At 69.4% G+C, this 25,394-nt stretch carries 22 protein-coding genes; 8 read left to right on the top strand and 14 right to left on the bottom strand.

Translation table 11 applies throughout. The features are described from left to right. Positions 1 to 13 precede the first annotated feature (13 nt). From ACOQPQ_RS06860 to ACOQPQ_RS06880, 5 genes are read right to left on the bottom strand one after another with little or no spacing between them, the layout of a single operon-like run. Complete coding sequence (locus ACOQPQ_RS06860) at positions 14 to 994, bottom strand: acyl-CoA dehydrogenase family protein (RefSeq protein WP_420638699.1); 981 nt, start codon at positions 992 to 994, stop codon at positions 14 to 16. Positions 995 to 1,052: 58 nt separating this feature from the next. Beyond that, on the bottom strand, positions 1,053 to 2,195 hold the full coding sequence (locus ACOQPQ_RS06865) for an acyl-CoA dehydrogenase family protein (RefSeq protein ID WP_420638700.1): 1,143 nt from the start codon (positions 2,193 to 2,195) through the stop codon (positions 1,053 to 1,055). Next, complete coding sequence (locus ACOQPQ_RS06870; protein ID WP_420638701.1) at positions 2,195 to 3,277, bottom strand: NAD(P)H-dependent flavin oxidoreductase; 1,083 nt, start codon at positions 3,275 to 3,277, stop codon at positions 2,195 to 2,197. The genes ACOQPQ_RS06865 and ACOQPQ_RS06870 overlap by 1 nt, the downstream gene beginning before the upstream one ends. Positions 3,278 to 3,284: 7 nt before the next feature. Continuing rightward, positions 3,285 to 4,052, bottom strand: coding sequence for a CoA-transferase subunit beta (locus tag ACOQPQ_RS06875; RefSeq protein ID WP_420638702.1), 768 nt, complete (start codon positions 4,050 to 4,052; stop codon positions 3,285 to 3,287). Continuing rightward, a complete protein-coding gene (locus ACOQPQ_RS06880; RefSeq protein WP_420638703.1) occupies positions 4,049 to 4,903 on the bottom strand; it encodes a CoA transferase subunit A in 855 nt (284 codons plus the stop codon). Before ACOQPQ_RS06880 ends, ACOQPQ_RS06875 begins: the two co-directional genes overlap by 4 nt. Positions 4,904 to 5,064: 161 nt before the next feature. Here ACOQPQ_RS06880 and ACOQPQ_RS06885 point away from each other — a divergent pair, with 161 nt between their 5' ends. Together ACOQPQ_RS06885 and ACOQPQ_RS06890 are read left to right on the top strand one after the other, a co-directional pair. Continuing rightward, the gene (locus tag ACOQPQ_RS06885) at positions 5,065 to 5,853 is read left to right on the top strand and encodes an SDR family oxidoreductase (RefSeq protein WP_420638704.1); all 789 of its coding nucleotides are present in this window, start codon (positions 5,065 to 5,067) and stop codon (positions 5,851 to 5,853) included. 16 nt (positions 5,854 to 5,869) lie between these two features. Beyond that, a complete protein-coding gene (locus ACOQPQ_RS06890; RefSeq protein ID WP_420638705.1) occupies positions 5,870 to 6,778 on the top strand; it encodes an MBL fold metallo-hydrolase in 909 nt (302 codons plus the stop codon). Positions 6,779 to 6,790: 12 nt separating this feature from the next. Here the strand turns inward: ACOQPQ_RS06890 and ACOQPQ_RS06895 are convergent, their stop codons facing one another. Continuing rightward, the gene (locus ACOQPQ_RS06895; RefSeq protein ID WP_420638706.1) at positions 6,791 to 7,930 is read right to left on the bottom strand and encodes a CaiB/BaiF CoA transferase family protein; all 1,140 of its coding nucleotides are present in this window, start codon (positions 7,928 to 7,930) and stop codon (positions 6,791 to 6,793) included. Positions 7,931 to 7,980: 50 nt separating this feature from the next. Between ACOQPQ_RS06895 and ACOQPQ_RS06900 the strand changes: the two genes are divergently transcribed. The 4 genes from ACOQPQ_RS06900 (at position 7,981) to ACOQPQ_RS06915 (ending at position 15,075) form a co-directional block, all read left to right on the top strand. Then, complete coding sequence (locus ACOQPQ_RS06900) at positions 7,981 to 8,805, top strand: SDR family NAD(P)-dependent oxidoreductase (RefSeq protein WP_420638707.1); 825 nt, start codon at positions 7,981 to 7,983, stop codon at positions 8,803 to 8,805. A gap of 315 nt (positions 8,806 to 9,120) precedes the next feature. Next, on the top strand, positions 9,121 to 14,166 hold the full coding sequence (locus ACOQPQ_RS06905; protein WP_420638708.1) for a hypothetical protein: 5,046 nt from the start codon (positions 9,121 to 9,123) through the stop codon (positions 14,164 to 14,166). A 274-nt stretch (positions 14,167 to 14,440) separates the two neighbouring features. After that, the gene (locus ACOQPQ_RS06910; protein WP_420638709.1) at positions 14,441 to 14,698 is read left to right on the top strand and encodes a type II toxin-antitoxin system Phd/YefM family antitoxin; all 258 of its coding nucleotides are present in this window, start codon (positions 14,441 to 14,443) and stop codon (positions 14,696 to 14,698) included. After that, positions 14,695 to 15,075, top strand: coding sequence for a type II toxin-antitoxin system VapC family toxin (locus ACOQPQ_RS06915; RefSeq protein WP_420638710.1), 381 nt, complete (start codon positions 14,695 to 14,697; stop codon positions 15,073 to 15,075). The genes ACOQPQ_RS06910 and ACOQPQ_RS06915 overlap by 4 nt, the downstream gene beginning before the upstream one ends. A gap of 45 nt (positions 15,076 to 15,120) precedes the next feature. Here ACOQPQ_RS06915 and ACOQPQ_RS06920 read toward each other — a convergent pair whose 3' ends face one another. The 7 genes from ACOQPQ_RS06920 to ACOQPQ_RS06950 form a co-directional block, all read right to left on the bottom strand. Continuing rightward, positions 15,121 to 15,867 carry a tyrosine-protein phosphatase gene (locus ACOQPQ_RS06920; protein WP_420638711.1) on the bottom strand — a complete coding sequence of 249 codons (747 nt, stop codon included), beginning with the start codon at positions 15,865 to 15,867 and terminating at the stop codon, positions 15,121 to 15,123. Between the two features lie 35 nt (positions 15,868 to 15,902). After that, entirely contained in the window at positions 15,903 to 16,685 is a 783-nt protein-coding gene (locus ACOQPQ_RS06925; RefSeq protein ID WP_420638712.1) for an SDR family oxidoreductase, read from the bottom strand. Between the two features lie 27 nt (positions 16,686 to 16,712). Next, positions 16,713 to 17,624 carry an SDR family oxidoreductase gene (locus tag ACOQPQ_RS06930; protein ID WP_420638713.1) on the bottom strand — a complete coding sequence of 304 codons (912 nt, stop codon included), beginning with the start codon at positions 17,622 to 17,624 and terminating at the stop codon, positions 16,713 to 16,715. An 11-nt stretch (positions 17,625 to 17,635) separates the two neighbouring features. After that, positions 17,636 to 18,490, bottom strand: a complete 855-nt coding sequence (locus tag ACOQPQ_RS06935; protein ID WP_420638714.1) for a redoxin family protein — start codon at positions 18,488 to 18,490, stop codon at positions 17,636 to 17,638. 38 nt (positions 18,491 to 18,528) lie between these two features. Beyond that, on the bottom strand, positions 18,529 to 19,329 hold the full coding sequence (locus tag ACOQPQ_RS06940; RefSeq protein ID WP_420638715.1) for an SDR family NAD(P)-dependent oxidoreductase: 801 nt from the start codon (positions 19,327 to 19,329) through the stop codon (positions 18,529 to 18,531). A gap of 102 nt (positions 19,330 to 19,431) precedes the next feature. After that, positions 19,432 to 20,700, bottom strand: a complete 1,269-nt coding sequence (locus ACOQPQ_RS06945) for a CaiB/BaiF CoA transferase family protein (protein WP_420638716.1) — start codon at positions 20,698 to 20,700, stop codon at positions 19,432 to 19,434. Then, positions 20,700 to 21,929, bottom strand: coding sequence for a CaiB/BaiF CoA transferase family protein (locus tag ACOQPQ_RS06950; protein ID WP_420638717.1), 1,230 nt, complete (start codon positions 21,927 to 21,929; stop codon positions 20,700 to 20,702). The genes ACOQPQ_RS06945 and ACOQPQ_RS06950 overlap by 1 nt, the downstream gene beginning before the upstream one ends. 139 nt (positions 21,930 to 22,068) lie before the next feature. On the opposite strand from ACOQPQ_RS06950, the gene ACOQPQ_RS06955 reads away from it, so the two are divergent. Continuing rightward, entirely contained in the window at positions 22,069 to 22,986 is a 918-nt protein-coding gene (locus ACOQPQ_RS06955; protein ID WP_420640370.1) for an NAD(P)-dependent oxidoreductase, read from the top strand. Positions 22,987 to 23,013: 27 nt separating this feature from the next. On the opposite strand, the gene ACOQPQ_RS06960 is transcribed toward ACOQPQ_RS06955, so the two are convergent. Continuing rightward, positions 23,014 to 24,486 (bottom strand): class I adenylate-forming enzyme family protein, encoded by a 1,473-nt coding sequence (locus ACOQPQ_RS06960; RefSeq protein ID WP_420638718.1) that lies wholly within the window; start codon positions 24,484 to 24,486, stop codon positions 23,014 to 23,016. Between the two features lie 159 nt (positions 24,487 to 24,645). On the opposite strand from ACOQPQ_RS06960, the gene ACOQPQ_RS06965 reads away from it, so the two are divergent. Then, positions 24,646 to 25,365: a class I SAM-dependent DNA methyltransferase gene (locus tag ACOQPQ_RS06965; RefSeq protein WP_420638719.1), complete on the top strand. Its 720-nt coding sequence runs from the start codon at positions 24,646 to 24,648 to the stop codon at positions 25,363 to 25,365. Positions 25,366 to 25,394: the final 29 nt, after the last annotated feature.

A 25,394-nucleotide genomic window follows, 5' to 3' on the forward strand; every position in this document is an offset into this window, starting at 1 on the left:
AACCCGCAACCGGTCAGATGCCCAGCGCCGCTGCGATGCGGTTCCGGTGCCAGGCGGCGTCTCCCCAACAGGCCGACAGCGCCCAGCCCCGCTTCATCCACAGATGCAGGTCGTACTCGAAGGTGTAGCCGATGGCCCCGTGGCACTGCAGGGCGGTGCGGGCGGCCAGATCGACCGCCTCGGAGGCCAGCGCCTTGGCCAGCGACACGTCCCGGCTGCGGTCACCGTCGTCGGTGGCAAGGCACCAGGCGGCCCGATGGACCGCCGGGCGGGCGAACTCCACCTTCAGGGCGGCGTTGGCCAGGTGGTGCTTGACCGCCTGGTAGGAGCCCACCGGCTTGCCGAACTGATAGCGCTGGGCCACGTAGTCCACGGTGGCCTCGAGCAGGTACTGGGCCACGCCCACGCACAGCCCGGCCGCCGCCCCGGCGGCCCGGTCGAAAGCCCGGGCCGGATCGGCGTCGAGCACCACCGAGTCTCCGTCCACCTCGAACAGGCGGCGGGAACCGTCCACCGACGGGTGCTCCACCAGCGACGCCCCGGCCACCTCCACCGCCCGAACGTCCTCACCGACCAGCACCACCAGATCACACGACGCCGCCCCCACCGCGTAGCCCCCGACCGGGGCCGCCCCCAGCGTGGCCGCACCGGTGGCCGCCCGTTCCAGCCAGGCCTCGGCCACCGGCCCGCCCGCCTCGGCCAGCGTGGGCAACCCCACCGCGGTGTGCTCCAACAGCGGCTCGGGCAGGGCGGCCCGGCCCGCCTCCTCCAGCAACAGCACCAGGTCCACCTCGTCCATGCCCAGACCGCCCGCCGACGCCGGTGCGGTCATGCCCACCACGCCCATCTCGGCCAACTCCGCCCACAGCCCGTCGGTGCGCCCGGTGCCGGAGTCCCACGCCGCCCGCACCACCGCCGGGGGGCACTCCTTGGCCAGGAAATCCCGCACCACCTCCTGGAACATGCGCTGATCGTCGCTGAACGAGAACTCCACGGCTATCCCCTCTCGGCCCCGCCGGCGGGGCCGGGCCGTGGCGCCCGATATCTCGACGTCATCGCCGGGGCAGTCCGAGCACCCGCTCGGAGATGATGTTTCGCTGGATCTCGTTGGTACCGGCGTAGATGGGTCCCGACAGGGCGAACACGTAGCCGTCCATCCACGAGCTGTCGGCCCGCTCGCCGTCGCGCCCCAACAGCCGCAGGGCGGTGGCGTGCAGCTCCACGTCCAGTTCCGACCACAGCACCTTCATGAAGCTGGCCTCGGCCCCGATGGGCGCACCGCCCCGCAGTCGGGCCTCGGTGGCGTAGGTTTGCCAGCGGTAGGCCTGAGCCCCCATCCAGGCCCCCACCACCTGGTCCCGCCGGTCCCCGTCCGGTCCCTGACGCTCGGCCTGGGCCTTGTAGAGGGCCACCAGCCGGTCGGCGGCGGCCGTGAACCGGCCGGGCGCCCGCAGGTTGAGCCCCCGCTCGCTGCCGGTGGTGGCCATGGCCACCGCCCACCCCTGCCCCTCATCGCCCAACAGGGCACTCTGGTGGATCCGGGCCCCGTCGAAGAACAGTTCGGCGAAGCCGGGCTCGCCGTCCAGGCGACCGATGGGCCGGGCCTCGAAGCCCTCGGTGTCGCCGTCCACCAGCAGGTAGCTCAACCCGGCGTGGCGCTCGGAGTCGGGGTCGGTGCGCACCAGGCAGAAGAACCAGTCGGCGAACGCCCCCCGGGAGCACCACGTCTTCTGGCCCTCGACCACGAAGTACTCGCCGTCGCGCCGGGCCTTGGTCTTGATGCCGGCCAAGTCCGACCCGGCGTCGGGCTCCGACCAGCCCTGAGCCCAGATCTCGTCGCCTCGGGCCATGGGACGAAGGAAGCGATCCTGCTGCTCGGGGGTGCCGAAGTCGAAGATGGTGGGGGCCAACAGGCTCACCCCGTTGGACGACACCCGTCCCGGCGCCCCCGACGCCCAGTACTCCTCCTCGAAGATCAGCCACTCCACCAGCGACGCCTCCCGGCCGCCGTAGCGCTTCGGCCACGACACCACCGCCCAACCGGCGTCGAACAGCACCTGCTCCCAGGCCCGGTGTTGCTCGAACCCCTCGGGGGTGTCCATCGAGGCCAGGGGCTCGGCCGGCACGTTCTCGGCCAGCCAGGTGCGGGCCTCGTCCCGGAATGCGGCCTGCTCGGGAGTGAACGACAAGTCCATCAGCGGGAAACCCCAGGCCCTGTCGGCTCGGCCAGGCGGTCCAGCGCGGCGACGGCCTCGGCCACCACGGTTTGGATGATCTCTCGGCAACTGGGCAACGAGTCGATGTTGCCCACCACCTGGCCGGTGGGCAGGATGCCCACCTCGGGGTGGCCGTCCACCATGGCCGCCTTGGTCATCATGGGGGCGTTGGCCGCCATGGCCATCTGGGCCCAGGAGAGGTCGAGGCTGCGGCGCATGGCCAGCCCCTCCGACAGCAGTTGGCGGTAGCCCACCCCGGTGAGGGACCGGAAGCGGAGGGCGTTGCGGGCCGCCCGCACGAACGACAACGGTCCCGACCGCTCCAGCTTGTTGATCACGTCGGTGTTGATCACCCGCTGGGGCACCCCGTCGACCGCGGTGGTGACCACCGTGCCGGTGAGCTTGGTGGCCAAGTAGATCGACTTCACGTGGTCGGGAACGTCGCTGTCGGACGACAACAGGAAGCGGGTGCCCATGGCGATGCCGTCGGCCCCGAAGGCCAACGCCGCGGCCAGCGAGCGCCCGTCGAGCATCCCGCCCGCCGCGATCACCGGGATGTCCACCGTGTCGATCACCGCAGGCAGCAAGAGCGAGGTGGCGATGGGACCGGTGTGGCCCCCGCCTTCGGCGCCCTGGGCGATCACCGCATCCACCCCCCAGGCGGCCACCTTCTCGGCGTGGCGGGGAGCGCCGATGGTGGGCACCACCGCCACCCCGGCGTCCTTCAGTTTCTTCACGATGACCTCGCCGGGAGCCTGGGCGAAGCTGGCCACCGGCACCCCGGCGGCGATCACGTGGTCCACCCGGCGGTCGATGTCGGCCGCGTCGGTGCGCAGGTTCACCCCGAAGGGCCGGTCGGTGGTGGCCGCCACCTCGTCGATGGCCGCCACCATCTGATCGAAGGTCAACGGCGCCGCCGCGATGATGCCCAGCCCGCCGGCGTTGGCCGTGGCCGCCGTCAGCCGGGCCCCCGACACCCAGCCCATGCCGGTTTGCACGACGGGGTGCTCCACCCCGAACAGCTCGCACAGCCGGGTGTGCAGGCGCGGGTCGGCGCTCATCGACCGATCAGCGGAACTCGGCCTTGCGGGCACCGGCGGGGTCGAGCACCTCTCGGATCAAGCGCAGTTCCTCGGCGGTGGGCAGCCGGGTCTCGGGTACCTCGTCGGTGCCGGCCAGCTCGAAGGCGGTGGCCTCGGTCACCTGCTCGACGGTCACCCCCGGATGGACCGAGACGATCCGCATGCGGTGGTCGTGGGTGCGAAAGTCGAACACCCCGAGGTTGGACACCACCCGGCGCACCTCGTGGAAGCGGTTGGCCGGAGCCCCCAGCTCTCGCATCCGGTCGTACCCCGGACCCGACACCACGTCCACCGAGGCCACGAAGGAGCGGGGAGAATGGTTGGGCACCCAGTAGCTGGTGGTGTGGTTGACCAGGTTGCCGGGCGCGCCTCGCAGGCCGAGGAGCTGGGCCTTGGGTCGGCGGAAGTCGCCGATGGCGGCGATGTTCTGGTTGCCCCACTGGTCGATCTGGCTGGCCCCCATCATCACGTGGCGCTTGCCCGACCACACGATGTCGAACACGGTGCGGTAGGGCACCCACGACTCCACCACTTTGGGGGCGTCGGGGTCGCCCACCGGAAAGTCGTTGGCCGCCAGCACCGACACGGTGTCGGTGTACACCAGGTCGGGCTCGAAGGTGGCCCGGGCCAACCGGCCGCCCACGATGGGGACGGTGCCGATGGGATTGCACAGAATCTCGCCGTCGCCCCGGAAGGCCTCGGCGCAGGCCACCACGCAGATCTCGTCGATGGTGACGTCGGCAGGCACGCTCATGACCGGGCCTCCAACGCTTTGCGGTAGTCGGCATGGGACGAGGTCTCGAGGTAGGTGCGGCGGAAGGCCTCCCACGCCTCGGGGTCGCGGGCGGTGGCCGCGTACTCCCGCTGGAAGGGCTCGTCGCGTCCGTAGTCGGGGGGGCATTCGGTGAAGTGCGCCCCGTGGGGGGCCTCCACCACCCCGTCGGTGAAGATCCGCTGAATGCGCAGGGTGTGGACCGAGCCCTCGTCCAGCAGGTTCTCGGTGGGCACGATCTTCTCGGCGCTCATGTAGGTCTTTTCGGCGGCCATGGCGAAGAGATCGTCGAAGTAGAGATCGGGCCCCAGGAACTGGCCGTTGCCTGCGGCGTCGGCCCGGTTCATGTGGATCAGGGCGGCGTCCAGCCGAAAGGCGGGAATGGCCACCAACTCCTCCCCGTCGTCGTAGGGCGACCTCACCGTGCGCAGCTCGGGGTTCATCGTCAACATGTCGGAGCCCAGCCCGGCTCGGGTGGGGTAGAACGGCACCCGGTGGGCGGCGGCCAACAGCCCCAGGTAGAAGGCCCCCTCGTCCAGTTCGGTGAACTCGATGGCCCCGCTCTGGCGGGCCTGGCGGAAGTGGGGTTCCAGCGGAATGGAGTCGAGGGACACGAATCCGTAGATCGCCCGGCGGAGCTTGCCGGTGGCACACAGCAGGCCGATGTCGGGGCCGCCGTAGGCCACCACGGTGAGGTCCTTGAGGTCGGAGCGCAGGATGGCCCGCACCAGCGACATGGGCTTGCGCCGCGACCCCCAACCGCCGATGCCGATGGTCATGCCGTCGCGCAGCTCGGCGACCACCTCGTCCTCGGTCATCCGCTTGTCGACCATTCCGGCGACGATAGCCCGCTGCTGTGACCGGTCCCACACCGCCGACCCGTCCCGCCCCGTGGCCCCTGTCGGTTGCCCCCGCGACCGGTCCCCGATGGCCCCGACGGTCCCCCAGGGGCGTAGTGATGTTCCCGGCGTCGCCATCGGGCACACTGGCAGCAATGGACAACCTGGATTTCACCGGCAGGACCGTCATCATCACCGGCGGCACCAAGGGACTGGGCCGAGGCCTGGCCACCCGCTTTGTGGCCGCCGGGGCCGACGTGGTGATCTGCGCCCGCCGCCCCCCGGAAACGCCGGTGACCGTCGAGGGCCGCGAAGCCGTGTTCGTGGCCGCCGATGTGCGCGATCCCGAACAGATCGCCGGGGTGGTGGCCACCGCCACCGACCGCACCGGGCGGGTGGATGCGCTCGTCAACAACGCGGGCGGGGCCCCGCCGGCCGAGTCGGCCACGGTGTCGCCCCGGTTCAACGAGAAGATCGTGGCCCTGAACCTGCTGGCCCCCATGGCCTTCTGCCAGGCCGTGTACCCGGTGATGCAGGCCCAGGACACCGGCGGGGTGATCCTCAACATCTCCTCGGTGTCGGGCGTTCGACCCAACCCCATGGGCGTCGCCTACGGGGCGGCCAAGGCCGGCCTGGTGAACCTGAGCGAGACCCTGGCGGTGGAGTGGGGCCCCAAGATCCGGGTGCTGACGGTGACGGTGGGCCTGATCGTCACCGACGACGCCCACCTCTACTACGGCGACGAGGCGGGCATCGCCGCCGTGGGCGAGACCATCGCCCTGGGCCGCATGGGTCGCCCCGACGACGTGGCCGACGTGTGCCTGTTCCTGGCCTCGCCCCTGGCCCGGTGGATGTCGGGGGCCAACGTGAAGGTCCACGGCGGCGGGGAGAAGCCGGCCTATCTGGGGGCATCCACCGGCGAGGTGGCCGCCGAGGGCGGCTGAACGGGGGCGGGGCCGGGTGGGGGTACACATCCCGTTTCTGACCGAACCCGAGGTGGATTACGGCGCCGCGGTGGAGATGGCCCCCGGCCTGCGCCGGGTGGTGGCCCGCAATCCCGGCAAGTTCACCTACCGGGGCACCGGTACCTACATCGTGGGCCGGGAACGGGTGGCCATCGTCGATCCCGGCCCCGACGACGCCGCCCACATCGCCGCCGTCCTGGCGGCGGTGGAGGGTGAGCGGGTGGAGGCCCTGCTCGTCACCCACACCCACCGGGACCACTCCCCGGCGTCCCGGGCGGTGGCCGACGCCACCGGTGCGCCTGCCTACGGTTTCGGCCCGCATCCCGCCGCCGACGGTGACGACGGCAAGAACGAGGAGCGGGGTGACCTGGCCTTCGTCCCCGACGAGCCGGTGGTCCACGGCGACGTGGTGGAGGGGCCGGGGTGGAGCTTCGAGTGCCTCTACACCCCGGGGCACATCTCCAATCACATCGCCTACCGCTGGCAGGAGGCGTCGGGGGTGTTCACCGGCGACCACGTCATGGGCTGGTCCACCACCGTCATTCCCCCGCCCGACGGCAACATGACCGACTATCTGGCCAGCCTGCGCTTGTTGGCCGACGCCCCCGACGACCGGGCCTACTGGCCCACTCACGGGCCGCCGGTCACCGAGCCCCACGCGCTGGTGGAGGCCCTGTACGCCCACCGCCTCGACCGGGAGCGTCAGATCATGGACTGCCTGGCCCCAGGGCCGGCCACCATCGCCCAGATGGTGGAGGTGATGTACGCCGAGGTGGCCCCCGAGTTACACGAGCCCGCGGCCCGGTCAGTGCTGGCCCACCTCATCGCCATGACCGCCGACGGCCGGGTGGGCACCGACGGTCCAACCGGCACCGACGCGCTGTACTACCGGGGTACCCCGTAGGGACGGGGCCCCTCAAGCCACCACTCCGGTCGAGCGGAGGGCGTCCATCTCGGCGGCCGAGTAGCCCAACTCCTCCAACACCGCGTCGGTGTCGGCGCCGGGGGGACGAGACTCCACCGCGGGCACCGACGGGGTGCCGCCGAACCGGGGAGCGGGCCGGGGCTGACGCACGCCGCAGGCGTCGAAGAACGAGTCTCGGGCTTGGGCGTGGGGATGATCCGGCGTCTCGCCCATGGACAGCACCGGGCTGACACAGGCGTCGGTGCCGTCGAACACCGCCATCCACTCGTCGAGGGTGCGGGAGGCGATCGCGGCCCCCACACGCTCCTTCATTTCCGGCCAACGGCTGCGGTCCATCTGCTCGGGTAGGTCGTCGGCGGTGGCCAGGCCGATACCGGCCATGAACTCGGCGTGGAATTGGGGTTCGATGGCCCCCACTGCCAGCCAGCGGCCATCGGCGGTGCCGTACACCTCGTAGAAGTAGGCCCCGGAATCCAAGAAGTTGGCCCCCCGCTCGTCGGTCCAGAACCCGCCGGCGTGGGCCGCGTACAGCGGCGACAGCAGGTAGGCCGCCCCGTCCACCATGGCCGCATCCACCACCTGGCCGTCACCACCCCGGGCCACCTCCAACAGGGCGGCCATCATGCCCAGCACCAGGAACACCGACCCGCCCCCGAAGTCGCCGATGAGGTTGAGCGGCACCGTTGGGGTTTGGCCCGCCCGTCCGATGTGGGCCAGCGGACCGGCCAACGAGATGTAGTTGATGTCGTGTCCGGCCCGCTCGGCCAGCGGCCCCGTCTGGCCCCACCCGGTCATCCGCCCGTAGACCAGGGCCGGGTTGCGGGCCAGGCACGCCTCGGGCCCTACCCCGAGGCGTTCGGCCACCCCAGCCCGAAAGCCCTCGAACAAGCCGTCGGAGGCCTCCACCAGCCGCAGCACCGCCTCCACCCCCTCGGGCTGTTTCAGGTCGACGGCCACGGTGCGCTTGCCCCGCTCCATCGGCCCCGACTGCGACCCCACCGGGCTGCCCGAACCGCCCACCCGGTCCACCCGCACCACCTCGGCGCCGAGGTCCGAGAGCATCATCCCGGCGAAGGGTGTCGGACCGATGCCCGCCAGCTCGATGATGCGCATTCCGTTCAGCGGGCCCATGGGCCTACGGTATGTCGCCGAGGGCCGACACCCGAAAGGGAGACCAACCAATGAGCACCGATCAGCGAAAGACCGCCCTGGTCACCGGAGCCAGCCGGGGCATCGGCCGGGCCAGCGCCATTGCCCTGGCCCGGGCCGGATTCGACGTGGCCGTGTCGGCCCGCACCCTGGTGGACGGATCGGGCCGGGACATGTACGACCCCGAACTGGCCATACCCGGTGGGCTTGACACCACGGTGGCCGCCATCGAGGCCGAGGGGGGCCGGGGGTTCGCCTTCGTCATGGACCTGTTGGACCGGGCCAGTGTGAACGCCTGCGTGGCCGACGCCACGGAGCGCCTGGGGCATTTGGACGTGTTGGTGAACAACGCCATCTACCAGGGCAAGGTGAGCATGACCCCGTTCACGGAGCTGGACGAGCCCGAGGTCCACAAGCTGTTCGAGGGCAACGTGTTCGCCCAGATGGCCATCACCGAGCAGGTGCTGGCCGCCATGGCCGGGCGGGGTTCGGGCACCATCATCAACATGATCTCGGCCTCGGCCTACACCGACCCGCCCGGACCCATCGGCAAGGGTGGCTGGGGCATGGCCTACGCCATGAGCAAGGCCGCCTTCAGCCGCATGACGCCCCACCTCCACGTGGAACACGGCGGCGACGGCATCCGGTGCTTCAGCATCGACCCCGGCTACGTGATCACCGAAGCCGCCCGAGCCCGCAACACCGCGGGCTCGTTTCCCTACCCTGGCGGCGAGCCCGCCACCATCGGCGCCGTGGTGGCCTGGTTGGCCACCTCCCCCGACGCCGACCAACACCTCGGCGGCATCGTCTACGCCCAAAGCGAATACCACAAACAAGGCCTGTCGGAGGCCGACTAGTTGTCCCTGGCCGGGAGTTTGGTGTCGGGTTCTTGACTGTCAAAGCACCACAGTTGCGTGTCGATATGCGCACGGAACTGCTGGTTGACCTAGATCTGCGCCGGCGTTTCAAGGGTTTTGGTCTACGCGGCCCGGGACCGTCCTCCTTTAGGTTGGTTGAGGTGCTGACGGTACCTGCCGCTGCGTTGGCTCTTGGCCCGCAACTTGCCGACGACGAGAAGTAGTTGGCGCGTGGCGGAATCCAGGAATGCCCCCGGTGGAGGAGAGTCGAACTCCCCCCGCGTTGCGCCGGCGTATGCGACCGGAGGTGGCGGGGTGACGTTCGAGCGCCGTGTCGCTGTTCGTTATCTGGCGGCGATGCTGACCGGCGCAGCCCGGTCCGAGGCCGAGGGTTGGCGAGTCACTGAGGTCGCCTTCCAGCAGGGGCAGGCCGGACCCCCTGATGACCTCCACATCCGCCTGGCGCGAGAAGGCGAGGAACAGGTGTCGCTCGAACTCCGGGTCGCAGTGAGGCGCAGCCCGGTTTTCGTGCGAAGCGACGCGGACACAAGGAAACTCATCGGCGCTCTAGTGGAAGCCCTCTGGACGCCGATGGAGCCTGGCATTGAACGTCGTCTCGTCGTGACCGTCGCCGGCCACCAGACCAGCGCATCCCAGCTTGCGGAGTTGACGGACCTCGCCAGGAGCATGGACGCTGAGGCGCTCGCTGTGGAGATGGCGACTGACGGCCGTCCCCGACAGGAACTCAGGAGTCGCTACGAGCACGTTCGGGATCTCGTAGCCGCCGCACTTCCATCGGACGGTGACGCTGCCGCAACGACCTGGCAGCTCTTCGAGCGGTTGCACGTCTCGATGCCCCGCCTCGAATCTCCGGACGAGGCTGACTGGACGGCTCTCCTCACCGAACTCGAGAGCTGGGCCCGCGCTCAGACTCCGGTAGGCGCAGATGTGCTCCGAGCCAAGTTGGAGTCGCTCGCCGCGGACTACTCGCCGCACGCCGCCACGGTTCAACGCACAAGGCTCGCTCGCGACGCGCACGCAGCGCTGCGGACCGACCGCCACGCGGCGGCAGCGGCCTGGGAGGAGCTGCGTCGGCTGGATCGCGAGGCTCGTGACCGCGTTCGATTGACTTGTGGAAACGACGGCGTCCAGCTTCCCCGTGACAAGGCCGTGGCTGCGCTCGCAGAGGCACTCGAAGACTCCCCGGTCCTGATCGTCACTGGCGACTCCGGGACAGGCAAGAGCGCATTGGTGCGAGTCTTCGTGGAGCAGCAGGAGCGATCCAAACCCGAGGACATCGAAGCCGTCGTCCTGAATCTTCGCCAGCTTCCTCCTCGCCCTACTGAGTTTCGGAAAGCGCTGGGAGCCCCGCTGGAGCAGTTGTTCTCTGAGATGCACGCACCTCGCCGGCTCCTGGTGCTCGACGGCGCCGACATCCAAGCCGAGAGAGACGAAACCCCGCTCCACAGCCTGGCCCGCTCAGCTCTGGAATCTGGCGTCGCTGTGTGCATGGTGGCCACCTCGGAGGGCCGCGCCGCCGTCGAAGGTGTCGCCGCGGACCTCGGCGTCAACGTGGCTCACCATGAGGTGGTGGGCCTGACCAACGAGGAGATCGACAGCCTCGTAGAACAAATTCCGTCGCTTCAACGCCTGGCCGGCGACCCGCATAGTCGAGAGCTGCTGCGACGACCGGCGCTAGCCGACCTTCTCGCACGAGCAGGCGGCGATGACCTACCACTGAGCGAATGCGACGCCATGGATGCCGTCTGGGCAGGCCTCGTTCGCAATCACGAGCGATCCGTGCGCGGGACCCCGGACGCACGCGAACAAGTGGTCAGGCAGCTCGCCGCGAATGCCCTCGAACCGGGCAGGGCGGAGCCGGGGCAATTGGACGCACAGGCACTCGACGGGCTGAAGCGTGACGGCGTGCTGCACTCAAGCGAGTCCACGTGGTCAGCCTTGCCCTCGTTCACCCACGACATACTCCGCACCTACGCCGTCGCAGGAGTCCTCGGTCAGGACACTCAGCCAGTCGAAAGGCTGAAGCGATACAACACGCCGCGCTGGGCTCTACCGGCCATGCGCCTGGTCGTCGAGAAGCGTCTTCGCAGTAGGGACCCGACTGCCCGCTGGACGTTGCAGGACGCGCAGCACAAATTCGATGAACTCGCCGCCTCAGGTTTTGGACTCCGCTGGTCCGACGTCCCGTCGGAAGCGGCTCTGGGCCTGCCGGAGACACGAGAGCTGCTTGCCGAATCGTGGGAGGAACTCAATGCCGAGAACGGGAGTGGCCTGAAGCGAACACTCCGCGTGGTTGACCTGCGGTTCCGGCGCTCAGGGATTCCCGACCGTCTGGTCGCCCAGGAATTGGCCGCGCTGCTTCTCGAGCACGGCTGGCCCGAGGGCGCCAGCGCTGAGGCGGTGAAGTTCATTGAGGGGTGGTTGCTCAGTCTTGTGATCGTGCCCACCCCCGCCGGTGACAACAACCGCCGGCGCCTGCTCGAGCTGCTCTTGCATCGCGTGAGCGAAGGCGACCGACGAGGGCGTGAGTTGGCTGAAGCGGAGGCGGCGCGCCTGGCGTCACGTACACCCGAGGAGGTCGCCGAGGATGAAGCTCGGGCAGCACAATTCGCTTTCCTCTCATCGATCCCTTTCGAGGAGGACGACGACTTCGACTTTCCTGCGAGAGACCTTCCCGGCGAGCTGACGCTCGAGTCGACGGTCCGTTGCTTGGCTTTTCTCGGCCCGGACATGGGCCGCGAAGGCGAGGCCCTGCTCCGGCGGGTAGCCGACCGGGACCCTGACCATCTGGCGCCCGCGCTCGAGTACCCACTGGCCGGCGAAGCGATTGCCCAGTTCGACCCGAAGCTGCTCACCGACCTCACCCAGGCCTACTACATCGAGCGGCCGTTCCGACGCGACAGCTTTGGGAACGAGGGCATCCGTCGCCACGTACACGAAGCCTTCAGGCCGTTGGCCGCGTACGACCGCGGACCCTTCCTTGCCATGTTCCGCCACGACTTCATCCGTGGGGTGGGCTGCTTGAACCGAATGCTGAATCACGCTGCCCGCGCCAGGTCCAAGACCCAGGGCGAGCGTGACCAAGCTGATCCGCAGGACGGTGTGGCACTTGAACTGAACCTCACCGGCTCGCCGGGGACGTACGTCGGCGATGAGAACTCGTGGCGTTGGTATCGAGGTACGGGCGTGGGCCCCTACCCTTGCATGAGCGCACTGCAGGCGCTCGAGGTCGTCGTCGACGAACTCATCAAGGAAGGGCAGTTGACGCCGGACAGACTCGCCCGATTCCTGCTCACCGACTGCGACAACCTGGCCATGCCCGGTCTCGTCTACGGAATGCTGGTGCGTCATCTGAACTCGGGCACCGCTGCCATCGACCCGTTCCTCTCAGAGCCAAGGGTCTGGCACCTCGAGGTCGGTCGAGTGCTAAGCGAGCGTTCGATCCTCGCGGCAGGCGGAGCACCCGTGACGGCCCCCGAGCGACGCGACTGGAACCCGTGGCATGTCGCCATGGTGTTGGCCCTGAGCGCAGACGATGCTCGCGGCGAACAACTCCGAAGGGTGGGCGCCCGGCTTGAAGCCCGCTCCCGGGAAATCGGGGAGGACGCCACCACCGCGCGGCGTTGGGCCGCGGCGCTCGATCGGAACTCGTACGACATGACCCAGACCGACGAAGGCATCCTCGTCCAGCAGCGCGAGGACCCGGAGGACGCCGAGGCCTTCAAGACGCAGCGTGCGGACTTCACACGCTTCTCCGAGTCATTGCGGCTTGAGTCCCGCTATGCCGACCGTTTCGATCAGGCCCATAAGCCGCCCCCACTGGTGCTCGCGGAACTCGCCGCTGACCTGGGGGTCGCACGCGACCTGCTGGTCAACCGGCCCCCCGATGGGCATCAGCAGGAGGCTCGGGGTCCCACCGCCACCGCGGCCGCTGCCCTTGAAGGGGCTTACCTCGACAATCTCGACGTCCCACTCCACGATCTTCTGTGGTCCACCCAGGTGCTCCTCGACGTCGTCGCGGAGCGCATGGGGCGTACGCCCGACGTCTCGGAGGACATCCAGTTGTTCTCAATCGGCGCGGACCGATCAGCCGCGCGGGGCCTGCCACTCCTACTCACACCTGCTGCCGCGGAACTCCGCCAAGCACTCGCTGATCTGGGAGCCGCGCCGACGGAAGAGGCGCTCACGTGGTTGTTCACCCTGGCCCCGAAAGAGGTGCGCATCTTCGCCAGTCGAGCGCTCGACCCGGTGTGGGCATCACCCTGTGACGGGGTGCCCTGCCACCACAAGATCGCCTTCGACCTGGTGGAGGCTTCTGTGCGCCACGCCCCGCTGCGACGATCGTCATTGAATCCGGAAGACAACCAAGAGCCGCTGTCCGGCCCTCTGGTCCGGGCGCTGGCGGCGGCCTCGGAGCAAGACGTGGTCGCTCCCGATCTCAGTCCAGGGCTTCGAGCGCTCGGAGCGGAAGCACGTCACTCGACCTGTGTGCATCCCGCAGCGACCGACCTGCTGGTCGCCGTCTTGGCGGCGCATCGACGCAGCGTCAAGACGTTCGAGCACGGCTACATCCAGAGCGAATCCGATGCCCTATTCGCTGCGCGAGCCACCTTGACGGTCGCAGCTAGTGGGAACAATGAGCTGCTCTTGGAGCACGCCCGCGACCTCGCCGCGGACGCTACGCACGCCTTGCGAGACTTCGTGGTAGCGATCGCAGCCGCAGCGGAAGAACGCTCCGACCTAGCAGAAGCCGCGCGAGGAGTATGGCCGCAGCTCATGCGCGACGTCTTGGGCCTGTTTGCCCGCACTCAGGCAGCGTCAGGGGACAGTCTGAAGGACGTTGGTAGTCGCCCATCGCGGATCCGGAGAGCGTTTGACCGCGTCCGCACCAGGCTGCGCCGCGCTGGCCGACGAAGCCGGGGGCGAGCTCATATGCATTGGCGAGATTCAGCCTTGTCATCGCTCCTGCCGCACATGACCCAAGAGCACCGGCACCACTTCAGGGAGCTGACGTGCGAACCGATCCGCTGGCCTGTACCGCAACAGTGGCGGACCGAAGTCGACACTTGGGTCAACGCGTCGGATGGCGGTCTCGAGGCAATCGACGCCATAGTCCACATGTTGCAGTCCCAGCCGATTGAGGAGCAGGCATCAATAGGCATCGAGTGGGTCGAACGACTCGTCGCCAAGAACCCAGAGGACTGCCAGACTGACCTACTCCCAGCATGGCTGCGCGAAGTCCGGTACTACTGCGGTGAGGAAGAACTGCCCAATTGGCAGCGGCTCGTCGACATTCTGGTGGTCCACGGCGATACCCGGGTCCGAGACCTCGCCGACTGACGTTCCGCCGACCAGGGATTCCCCGACGCCACCAAGGCGTCATTCACAACAGGCGCCTGACCCGCATTGCGACAGCCGATTGAATCCGGCTCACACACTCAATGACCCATCACCAAACCCCCGGACAAGGACGACTACTGCCTCGGATCAACGTAGGCGACTAGTCGAGAGCCCAATCCTCCAAGGGGATGGCGGCCTCGGCACCGGCCGGGTTGAGGCCGTCGGATGAGAATTGGGGTGAATGCGGACGAGTGAAGCTGGCTAGACTAGGACCATGACCACCCTTCTGGTGAACACACATGAGGCCAAGAGTCGACTGTCCGAGCTGATCAGAGAGGCAGAATCGGGTAGTCATGTCATTGTGGCCCGCAACGGCCGACCGGTGGCGAAGATCATCGCCTGGCCACCCCAGGACCCAGAAAGGGTGCTCGGGTCCTGGGCCGGTCGAGTGAGCATTTCCGGCGACATCGTCGGCTCCGACGACGAGGTGATCGCAATATTCGAGAAATCAGCGGAGGAAACCCTCGATTGAGACTGCTTCTCGATAGCCACGTGGTCCTCTGGGCCCTGGGCGAATTTGACGCTTTGGGGCCGACGTGCCGCCAGAGAATTGTGGAGGCGAGTGAGGCCCACTTCTCGCCAGTCACGCCCTGGGAACTCGGCATCAAGCGTGCCAAAGGCAGAATCGAATACCCCGAAGGCTTGGTGGATGAACTGATGAAGTGCGGCTTCAAAGAGCTGCCCATCACCTCGACCCATGCCAACTTGGCCCCTCTGCTGCCTCCTCACCACCGAGACCCGTTCGACCGCATGCTCATTGCCCAGGCGCAGGCGGAGTCACTCACCCTGGTCACCGCTGACCACCAGTTCGTCCACTACGACGTTCCTACCCTCGACCCACGCCTCTGAGGCCCGACGGAGGTCGGCTTTCCCGCCCTTCGGTGGAGGAGGGGGTCAGGTGAGGAAGTTCTGGCGGAGGCGGTTGATGGTGTCGGGTTGGACGCCGTGGGCGGTGGCGTAGCCTTCGAGGCCGCCCCAGTTATGGTCGATGATGTCCAACAGCTCGGTCATGGCCGAGGTGGGGGCGGTGATGATGTCGTCGGGCAGGCGGGCCCACACCTCTTCCATCTCCGGCATCTCGGCCAGGGCGCGCTCCCGAATGGCCTCCGCCGCCGGGGCGGTGGCCGCGTAGTCGGCCACGATGTCCTGGGGGCTCACCCCCACCAACCCCAGGACCATGGCGGCCAAACAGCCGGTGCGGTCCTTGCCCGCCATACAGAAAAAAGCGGTGGGCCACCGGTCGGCGTCGGCCACCAACTCGATGGCCGCGGCATAGCGGGGCCCGCCGCTGCGGATCATGTTCTCGTAGAGCTGAGCGAACGTGAGGTCCTCGAAAACGGTGTCGGGCGGCCGCATGGCGTGCAGGGAGCCGTCCACGGTGCTCACGTGGTGTTCCTCGATGCCGTGGGCGGGATCCAACACCCCTACCCGCTCCCGCTCGTCATCGGCCCGCAGATCCACCGCGGTGCGCACGCCCAGCCGACCGGCCACCACCTCGACGTCGGCCACGCTGAGCCGGTGCAACGAGTCGGCCCGAAACAGCACCCCCCACCGGGTGACGCCGCCCAGGGCGCTGGCGTATCCGCCCAGATCCCGGAAATTCATGCACCCGTCCAACGGGATGCGCCGCACGGGGCTCATCAACACATCCTCCGAGTCACGACCAGCCCGCCCGCTCAGGGGTGCTGCGAACTGACCGACACCACCTCACCGGTCATGTAACTGGCGTAGTCGCTGGCCAAGAACACCATCACGTTGGCCACCTCCCACGGCTCCGCCGCCCGATCGAACGCCTCCAACGACACCAGATCATCCAGAAACTCCTGGCTGGACACCTTGGCCAGAAACGGATGCATGGCCAAACTGGGCGCCACACAATTCACCCGCACCCCCGCCTCGGCCGCCTCCATCGCCGCACACCGGGTGAGCGCCATTACCCCGGCTTTGGCCGCCGCGTAATGGCACTGTCCCGCTTGCGCCCGCCAGCCCATCACCGAGGCGTTGTTGACGATCGCCCCCGATCGTCGCGGCATCATGTGGCGCAGCGCCGCCCGGGTGGCCCGCATGGTGCCGTTGAGGGTGACGTCGAGCACCACGTGCCACTGCTGATCGGTCATGTCCACCAAGTCGGCGGTGCCCCCCAACCCGGCGTTGTTGATCATCACGTCCACGTGGCCGAACTCGGCGACGGCGGCGGCCAATAGCCCCTGCACGTCGTCCTCCACCGTTACATCGCACATCTGGACGGCCGGGCGTTCCCCGAACTCCTCGGCCAACCGATCGGCCGCCTCACCCAGGCGACGCTCGTGAATGTCGCTGATGAGCACCTTCGCCCCCTCGACCATGCACCGCCGGGCCACGGCAAACCCGATCCCGGTACCGGCCGCCGCGGTCACCACCGCCGACTTCCCGGCCAGCAACTCCCGTCCCGGAGGCTCCGGCGGCACCTCTCGGCTCACGGACGCATCCCGCTCACGGCAGAGCCCTCAGGTGTTGGCCTGGGCGGCGGCTTGACGCTGGGCCGCCTGTTGTTCCAAAAGGGCCATGGTGGGATGCTCCTCGGTCCCGATGGTGCGGGGCAGCGCCTCCTGGATGCCCTCCGGGGTCCACGAGGTGAGATCGGGCGCGAACATCGAACGCACCTCGCCGAACTGGGCCCACACCGAGATGCGGGGCCCGACCACGGTGTACACCTGGGCGGTGATGTCCCGGGCGGCGTCGCTGAGCAAATACACCGCCAACGGGGCCACGTCCTCGGGCTCCCCGGCCTCGATCTCGAACGGAACGTTCTCCGACATGCGGGTCCGCGCGCTGGGGGCGATGCAGTTGGCGTTCACCCCGTAGCGCTTCAGGGCCAGCGCTGCGCTCTTGGTCAGCGAGATGATGCCTCCCTTGGCCGCGGCGTAGTTGGCCTGGGAGGTCGACCCGGTGAACGCCCCCGAGGTGACGCCCACCAACGATCCGCCGGTCTCCTGTTTGCGCATGATGGCCGAGGCGTGCTTGTACACCGTGAAGTGGCCCTTGAGATGCACCCGGATCACGTCGTCGAACTCTTCTTCGGTCATGTTGAAGATCATCCGCTCCCGCAGGATGCCCGCCACGCACACCGCACCGTCGATCGAACCCCAGGTGTCCACCGCGGCCTGCACGGCGGCGGCGCCCCCCTCCATGGTGCTGATGTCGGAGGCCAAGGCCACCGCCGTTCCCCCGGAGGCGGCGATTTCGGCCACCACTGCGTCGGCCACGTCCGACGACGGGTCCTCCCCGTGCAGCGACACGCCGAAATCGGCCACCACCACATTGGCGCCCTCCGCGGCGCACCCCAGCGCAATGGCCCGGCCGATGCCGTTGCCCGCGCCGGTGACGACGATGTTCTTTCCGTCCAGATATCCGGTCACGGGGGGCAACCCTACCCTTGGGACGCCGCCAGAAGTTGGTCGAACACACCGACCAGTTCGGCGGGGGGGATCCGACCGCTCCCGGTGCCGGCCAGCACGCCGCCGCCGTCGATGGTGGCCCAGAACGGGGTGCCGGTCAGCCCGAAGGCCTCGGCCATCGAGCTGGCGTCGTCGTCCAGCAGCACCGGGATGGGAAAGCCCTCCTCCCGCAGCCACTGGCTCGGCGGATAATTGCCGCGCTCGGGATTGACCAAGGTGGACACCCCGACGAACTCCACCCCGTCGGGGAGTCGGTTGCCCGATTCCAACCACTCGGTCAGCTCGGTGACCTCGGCCTGGCAGGCCGGACACCAGTGGGCCAGAAACACCATCACCGTCGGAGCAGCACCCGGCGTCCACGTGAAGGGGGCGCCGTTGATGTCGGTTCCCGAGAATGCGGGCACGGCCTGCCCTTGGGCGAATTGGGGCGCGGTCCCCTCGGCCACCCCTTCGAATGACACCGGGGCGGTCTCCGCAACGGGCTGGGACTCCGACACCGGCGGGGTCTCCGCGGCCGGGTCAGTCCCGGGGGCGGTGGTCGGCTCGGGCGACGACCCGGTCTCCGAGTCGGGCTGAGCCTCCGTGTCGGAGTCGGCCCCGGGGGCGGGCTCGGTCTCAGAGGCAGGCTGAGCTTCCGAGTCGGGCTCGGTCTCCGGCGCGGGCTCCGCCTCCACCACCGTCGGAACCTCGGAGGCAGCCGGAGCCTCGGGGGACGGTGCCGGAACGGTGTCGGTGCCGCCGTCGTCGGTGCCGCAAGCCACCGCCAGCAACAACAAGACGACGATCGTCGCTGCGGTCAGGGCGCGGACATTCAGGATGCGGTTCATGACCCCAGGCTACGGACTGTGGCTGCGCAAACGGTCAGCTACAGCGGCATGACCACGCCGCCGTTGGGCCGCACGGTCTGGCCGGTCACGAACCGACCGGCGTCGGAGCACAAGTACAAGATGGCGTAGGCGATGTCGCTGGGATCACCCACGAAGCCCAGGGGATTCAGGCCGGCGATGTTGTCGAAGTGGGCCCGCTGGCGCTCCGGGTCCACCTTGCCGTCGGCACCCAGGAAGTGGCGGTCGTAGATGGGCGTCTCGATGGAGCCGGGGGCCACTGCGTTCACCCGGATGGGGGCCATCTCCACCGCCGCGGTGCGGGTGATCATCTTCACCGCCGCTTTGGTCAGGGCGTACACCGAGATCATGGGCGCGGGCATGTCGGCCCCGGCCGACGAGAGGTTCACGATCGATCCCGACTGCTGATCGGCCATGGCCCGACCTGCGGCCGCCGTCCCCCAGTAGACGCCCTTGAGGTTCACGTTCACCACCCGGTCGAGCTGTTCGGGGGTGGTGTCCACCATCAGGCTGTCGGTGATGATCCCGGCGTTGTTCACCATGATGTCCAGCCGACCGTGTCGCTGCAGCGCGTCGGCCACGAGCGCATCCACCGCCGCCTTGTCGCTCACGTCGGTGGGCACCGTGGACCAGGCCGCACCCAGGGCATCGAGCTCGCCGCCGGTCTCGCCCATCCCGTCGGCGTCGATGTCGGCCAGCACCACCGACGCCCCCGCCTTGGCCAGGGTCACCGCCGTTCCCCGGCCGATGCCCGAGGCCGCCCCCGTGACCACGGCCACCCGGTCGGAGAGATCGAACGCCGCCAGAATGTCGTCATGCATGGCCCCATCATGCCCGATGCCTGCCGACGCCCATCCAACGGACGGTCCAGGGGCCATCAGCGCCCTTGGCCCAGATGATCCCGGCAGCTCGGCCACGCAGGATCAGCCCCCCGTCACCAACTCCTCCAGCAGGGCATTGTGCTCGCCCACCTGGGGTGCCCGACGGCGCACCCGGTAGGGCGACTTGGGGGCCAAGTAGGGCGCCCCCACATAGGTGAAGCTCCGGCCCAGGTCCTCGTGCTCCACCTCCACCGGCAAGCCCCGGGCCCGGAAGTGGGGATCGGCCAGCACCTCCTCGGGCGAGTAGATGATGCCCACCGCCAATCCCCGCTCCTGGGCCCCGATGAAGAACTCGTGCGCGGTGGTGTTCTCGGCGATGAAGCGCACCGCTTCCCGGCCGGCGCCGAACATGGCGGTGACCTCGGCGTCCTGACCGATCAGCGACAGGTGCAGGTCCTCGGTCAGTCGGGTGCCCATCTCCAGGAAGAAGGCTTCGTCGAATCGGTCCCGGATTCCCAGTTCGTCCATCCACTCCAACACCACCCGAAAATCGCGGGCCGACCGGGGCGGAAAGCCGGTGTTCACGTCGATGCCGTCTCGGGACAGGGCCCGGGTGAAGGTGGTGGTCTCCACCGCGGCGTGGCGCCCGGTCTGACGCTGCACCTCGTCCCCGGCCACCAACCACTGCAGGGTGGCGAACTCGGTGGTCACGTTGGCCGCGGCGTGCAAGCTGACGTCCACGAACTGGCCCGCGCCGGTCTGGTCGCGCACCAACAGGGCGGTCTGCGCCGACAGCACGGCGAAAATGGCACCGGTCTGGTAGCCCTGGTTGCCGCCGCCCCGCTGCGGCGGAATGGCGTGATCGTCGTACCCGCAACTCCACACCGGGCCACCGGCGGCCAGCACCGTCAAATCCACGCTCTCGTTGTGGGCCCGGGGGCCGCTGCGGCCGAACGGGGTGAGCGACACCCAGATCAGCGCCGGGTCCTCGGCCCGCAGGGCGTCGTGGTCGATCCCCAGGTCGGCCAGGCGACCGGGGCGCTCCGACTCCAGCACCACATCGGCGGTGGCCACCAGCGCCCGGAACCGCCCTTGGTCGGCGGGATCGGCTAGGTCGAGGGTGACGCCGAGCTTGGAGGCGTTGTAGTGCCACCACCACAGGCTGCGCTCCGGGCCGGGCTCGTCGTCGAGGAAGGGCTCGAACCCCCGGCAGTGATGGCCCTCGGGCGGCTCCACCACGATCACCTCGGCCCCCATGCCCGCCAAGAGCAGCCCGGCGTAGGCCGACGCCTCCCCGGCCAACTCCACCACCCGGATGCCCGCCAGTGCGCCGGGCGCGCCCCCCGATGCCAACCGGTCACCCCCGGCCATCAGATGACGCCCTGGTCGGAGAGGTCGGCCAACTCGGCCTCGGACAGCCCCAACAGGCCACCCAGCACCCGCTGGTTGTGCTCGCCCAGCAACGGTGCTCCCTGCTCCAGCGACCAGTCGGTGTCCGAGAAGTGGACGGGGATACCGTCCACCCGAACCCGGCCCATGGCCCCGTGGTCCACCTCGGGCCACAGCCCCCAGGCCGCGGTGTCGGGATCGTTGTCGATGCGGTCCACCGGCTTGGCCACCCCTTCGGCGGGCACGCCCACCGCCTGCAGCGCAGCGGCCGCCTCGAAGCGGTCCCGCGTGGCGGTCCATGACCGCACGGCATCGTCCAGGTCGTCCTCGTGGGCCAGTCGACCGGCCAAGTCGTCGAAGCGGCGGTCGTCAATCCCCATCATCTCGGCCACCGCCTGCCAATCCCGGTCGTCCCTGCAGGCCAGGGCCAGCCAGGCGTCATGGCCGTCGGCCTCGTAAATGCCGTGGGGGGCCATGGCCGGGAACTGGTTGCGGTTGCTGAAGGGCATGCCAGGGCGTCGCAGCGGTCGCCCGTTCACGGTGTAGTCGAGCACCGCCGGCCCGAGCAGGGTGGCCCCGGCGTCGGTACACGACATGTCGATCCACTGGCCCTCGCCGGTGCGGTTGCGGTGGATCAGCCCGGCCATGATGGCCATGGCCATGAAGTTGCCCCCGTGATGGTCCATGTAGGAGTAGCCCCAGCCCGCCGAGGGCATGTCGGGCAACCCGGAGGTGAAGGTCAGGCCGCAGCAGGCCTGCACGATCGGCCCCCACGTCTTGTACTTGCGATAGGGGCCGGCGTGGCCGAAGCCGCAGTTCGACACGTACACGATGTCGGGTCGGATCTCGGCCAGCCGGTCGTAGCCGAAGCCCAGCCGGTCCAGCACCCCGGCGGCGAAGTTCTCGGTGACCGCATCGCTGACGGCCACCAGCTCGGCCAGCAGTTCCTTGCCCCGGTCGGTCCGCAGGTTCAAGGTGACGCCCAGCTTCTCCACGTTGTGGTTGTTGAATCCCCCGCCGAATTCGTGACCCCGACGCTCGTCCACGAACGGGGAGGTTCCCCGCAACACGTCCCACCGACCCAGCCGCACGGGATCCTCGATGCGGATCACCTCGGCGCCGAAGGCGGCCAGCCACCGGGTGGCCCCCGCCCCGGCCAACTGCCCGGTGAAATCACAGATGCGAATGTGCGACAGCGCCTTCGACGTCACGGCCCGACACTAGGCCAACGGCCCGAGCCCGTCACCCCCACCACCGTGGCGGCGGCGTCCATGGCGCCGGGAGTGTCGATGACGCTGGGGGCGTCGATGACGCTGCGGGTGACCGCTACCGTGGGGCGCCGTGCGAGTGATGCATCATCTGGACGACGCCCGGCTGGCGTCGATGGCCGCCCGTTGCCCCGACGTGGAGTTCGTGCGGGTTCCCCGTGAGGGCGAGATTCCCCAGGGCGCCTCCGGCGAGGTGCTGTTGACCATCCCGCGGGACTACCCCAATCTGGCCGAGCTGCTGGACCGGGGGGTGGAGTGGGTTCATATCACCAGCACCGGGGTGGACGGCTTCCCGTTCGAGCTGTTGGGCCACCGGGTGATGACCTGCTCCCGCGGGAGCTCGGCCATCGCCATCTCGGAATGGTGCCTGGCCATGATGCTGGCCTTCGAGAAAGACCTGCCCGACGTGTGGCGAAGCGAACCGCCCGAACGCTGGTTCACCGCCCCGTTGGGCGCCCTGTACGGCAAGACGCTGGGCCTGATCGGCCTGGGCGGCATCGCCACCGCGGTGGCCCGTCGGGCCCTGGCCTTCGACATGAACGTGGTGGCCGTGCGCCGCACCGCGGCGCCACCGCCCTTCGAGGGCATCGAGCGGGCCGAAATCCTGTCGGAGCTGCTCAGCCGATCCGACCATCTGGTGGTGGCCGCGCCGGCCACCCCGGCCACCCACCACCTTCTGGACGCAGTGACCTTGGCCACCGCCAAACCGGGCATCCACATCATCAACATCGCCCGCGGCGACCTCATCGACCAAGGCGCCCTGCGCACTGCGCTGGACAACGGCACCGTGGCCCGGGCCTCGCTCGACACCATGACCCCCGAGCCCCTTCCCGCAGGCCATTGGCTGTACGCCCACCCCAAAGTCCGGATCAGCGCGCATGTCTCCTGGTCCATGCCCGACTCCTTCGACCTGCTCATGGCCCCGTTCACCGAAAACCTCCAACGCCGCTTGGACGGCCTCCCCCTGCAGGGCGTGGTCGACCCCGCCGAGGGGTACTGACCGGCGCTACTTGCCCAGGTCGGCCGACTACTGCAGGAGAGCCGCCAGCAGGTCCCGGCGGCGAACCTGCCCGGTGGCCGAGGTCCGGGGGATGGCGTCCACCACCTCCACCCGACGGGGGTGCTTGAACCGGGCCAAGCGGTCGCCCAGATGCCGCTGGAGCGCCTCGGGGGTGGGCGCCGCCGCGTCGTCGGCCACGACGAACACGGCGCACACCACCTCACCCCAGCGGTCGTCGGGAATGCCCACCACGGCCGCGTCCACCACTCCGGGGAAATCCCCCAGGTGGCCCTCCACCTCGGTGGGCGAGACCGTCTCGCCGCCGGTGCGGATCACGTCGGCCACTCGGCCCACGATGGAGTAGAACCCGTCGCCGTCCACCTCGGCCAGATCGCCGGTGCGGAACCAGCCATCGGCGGTGAACACCTCGTCGGTGGCCGCCGGGTTGTCGAAGTAGCCGTCGAACAGGAACGGGGACCGGGTCTGCAGCTCGCCCCGGTCGAGGCGGACCTCCACCCCCACGTGGGCCTGGCCGCAGCTCCCCGGGCGGGCCTCCATGTCGGCGTCGTCCAACATGGTCACCGAACCGGCCTCGGTGGAGCCGTAGAACACCCGGCGGTGGGCTCGGGGAAACGCCGCCTTCAGGTCGGCCAGCAACTCCGGCGGAGTGGCCGACGTGCCCGAGGTGGCGAACCGCAGCGACTCCAGGTGGCGGTGCCGGTCGGCCTCCAGCACCCGCCGCCACACCGCCGGGATGCAATTGAGGTAGGCCGCCCGGTGGCGGTGTACCGCGTCGATCAGGCCGTCGGCCTCGGCCCGGTCGGTGAACACCACCAGCCCTCGGGCCTGCCAGGCCTGCAGGGCGATGGTCCACGCCCCCATGTGGAACATGGGGAACATGCACACGGTGGGCCCTCGGGGCTCCAGCAGCGCCGGAGTGCGGGTGCGCAGCCAGTTGCACCGGTGCGACAGCACCACCCCCTTGGAGCGTCCGGTGCTGCCGCTGGTGAAGAACACCACGTGCGGGTCGGCCTCCCCCACCCCGCTGGGAGCCGGGGCCGACACCGACGCCGACTGGGCCTCGGCCACCAGGTCGACCTCCGGTCCGGCACCCCCCAGGCGGGCCAGGGGCACACCCACGGCTTCGGCCACTGCCTGGGCGGCCTCGGCATGGTCGGCGTCGGCCACCAGCAAGGAGGGCCGGGCCAAGGCCACCATCTCGGTGGCCTCATCGGCAGACAACCGGGCGTTGGCCGGGGCGAACACCGCACCGGCTCGGGCCAGGGCCACGAACAGCGGCACCGAGGCCAGGTTGTTGTCACTCCAGGTGACCACCCGGTCGCCCCGGCCCACCCCGAGCCCGGCCAGCACATGGCCCATCTGGTGGGCCCGGCTGCTGAGTTCCCCGTAGGTGAGGGTCTGGGCCCCGAGCACCGCCGCCGGTCGGGTGGGCACCGCGGCGGCGGCGTTGTCGAAGACCGAACCGATCACCAACTCCATGGCGCGGCACACTACCGGCCCGGAGGCGGCCGTCGGCCCTGCCGACGCTGCTGCCCACCGCCGGCCGGCGCAACCGGCACCCCCGACCGGCCCGGAGGCGGCCATCGTCCTTGCCGACACACCACCAGGGCACGGGGGCCGGCGTGCCACCATGGTCACGTGGGTTCGAGGCCCCGTAAACACCCGACGCCGCCGGGCGATGAGTCGCCCGAGCGCACCACCCCGCCGGGCACCCCGGCCCTGGGACCGCAGGACGCCTACGCCGTCGACGGACCCGAGGCCAACCGCAAGCTGTACGCATCGTGGGCCGCCACCTACGAGTCGGGCTTCATCGCCGACAGCGGCTACGTGTATCACCGCCACGTGGCCGAGGTGTTCTGTGACGGCTTGGCCGACGCCACCCGACCGGTGCTGGATGTGGGCTGTGGCACCGGACTGGTCGGGGTCGAACTGGCCCGGCTGGGGGTGGCCGTGGTCGACGGCATCGACATCTCAGCGGAAATGCTGGCCCAGGCCCGAGCCAAACACGTTGACGGCCGCCCGACCTATCGCCGGCTCATCGAAGCCGACCTCACCGCGGGCGTCGAGGTGGCCGACCGGACCTACGCCGGCATCGTGAGTGCGGGAGCGTTCACCCACGGCCATCTCGGGCCGGAGTCCATCGCGGGGCTGCTGCGGGTGGCCGGCCCCGGCGCAAGGGGTGCGCTCGGCATCAACTCGGCCCACTTCGGCGAACGGGGCTTCGACCGCTGGTTCGAGGCGCGTCAAGCCGAGGGCCGGATCAGCGAGCTGGGTCAGGAGATGCGGCCCATCTACGGCGATGCCGACCCCGGCGACCCCGACCAGTGGGCCCGCATCGTCGTGTTCACCGTCACCTGAGGCGCCGTCATCCCGCTCGGAGCAACCGA

The sequence above is a fragment of the Candidatus Poriferisocius sp. genome, from assembly GCF_965219775.1.
GTDB lineage: Bacteria > Actinomycetota > Acidimicrobiia > Acidimicrobiales > Bin134 > Poriferisocius.

What these genes read in the sequence shown, in the direction of transcription:
- ACOQPQ_RS06865 (WP_420638700.1), bottom strand. Translation starts at nt 2,195, where the DNA reads ATGGACTTGTCGTTCACTCCCGAGCAGGCCGCATTCCGGGACGAGGCC.
- ACOQPQ_RS06870 (WP_420638701.1), bottom strand. Translation starts at nt 3,277, where the DNA reads ATGAGCGCCGACCCGCGCCTGCACACCCGGCTGTGCGAGCTGTTCGGG.
- ACOQPQ_RS06875 (WP_420638702.1), bottom strand. Translation starts at nt 4,052, where the DNA reads ATGAGCGTGCCTGCCGACGTCACCATCGACGAGATCTGCGTGGTGGCC.
- ACOQPQ_RS06880 (WP_420638703.1), bottom strand. Translation starts at nt 4,903, where the DNA reads ATGGTCGACAAGCGGATGACCGAGGACGAGGTGGTCGCCGAGCTGCGC.
- ACOQPQ_RS06885 (WP_420638704.1), top strand. Translation starts at nt 5,065, where the DNA reads ATGGACAACCTGGATTTCACCGGCAGGACCGTCATCATCACCGGCGGC.
- ACOQPQ_RS06895 (WP_420638706.1), bottom strand. Translation starts at nt 7,930, where the DNA reads ATGGGCCCGCTGAACGGAATGCGCATCATCGAGCTGGCGGGCATCGGT.
- ACOQPQ_RS06900 (WP_420638707.1), top strand. Translation starts at nt 7,981, where the DNA reads ATGAGCACCGATCAGCGAAAGACCGCCCTGGTCACCGGAGCCAGCCGG.
- ACOQPQ_RS06910 (WP_420638709.1), top strand. Translation starts at nt 14,441, where the DNA reads ATGACCACCCTTCTGGTGAACACACATGAGGCCAAGAGTCGACTGTCC.
- ACOQPQ_RS06920 (WP_420638711.1), bottom strand. Translation starts at nt 15,867, where the DNA reads ATGAGCCCCGTGCGGCGCATCCCGTTGGACGGGTGCATGAATTTCCGG.
- ACOQPQ_RS06935 (WP_420638714.1), bottom strand. Translation starts at nt 18,490, where the DNA reads ATGAACCGCATCCTGAATGTCCGCGCCCTGACCGCAGCGACGATCGTC.
- ACOQPQ_RS06940 (WP_420638715.1), bottom strand. Translation starts at nt 19,329, where the DNA reads ATGCATGACGACATTCTGGCGGCGTTCGATCTCTCCGACCGGGTGGCC.
- ACOQPQ_RS06945 (WP_420638716.1), bottom strand. Translation starts at nt 20,700, where the DNA reads ATGGCCGGGGGTGACCGGTTGGCATCGGGGGGCGCGCCCGGCGCACTG.
- ACOQPQ_RS06955 (WP_420640370.1), top strand. Translation starts at nt 22,069, where the DNA reads ATGCATCATCTGGACGACGCCCGGCTGGCGTCGATGGCCGCCCGTTGC.
- ACOQPQ_RS06960 (WP_420638718.1), bottom strand. Translation starts at nt 24,486, where the DNA reads ATGGAGTTGGTGATCGGTTCGGTCTTCGACAACGCCGCCGCCGCGGTG.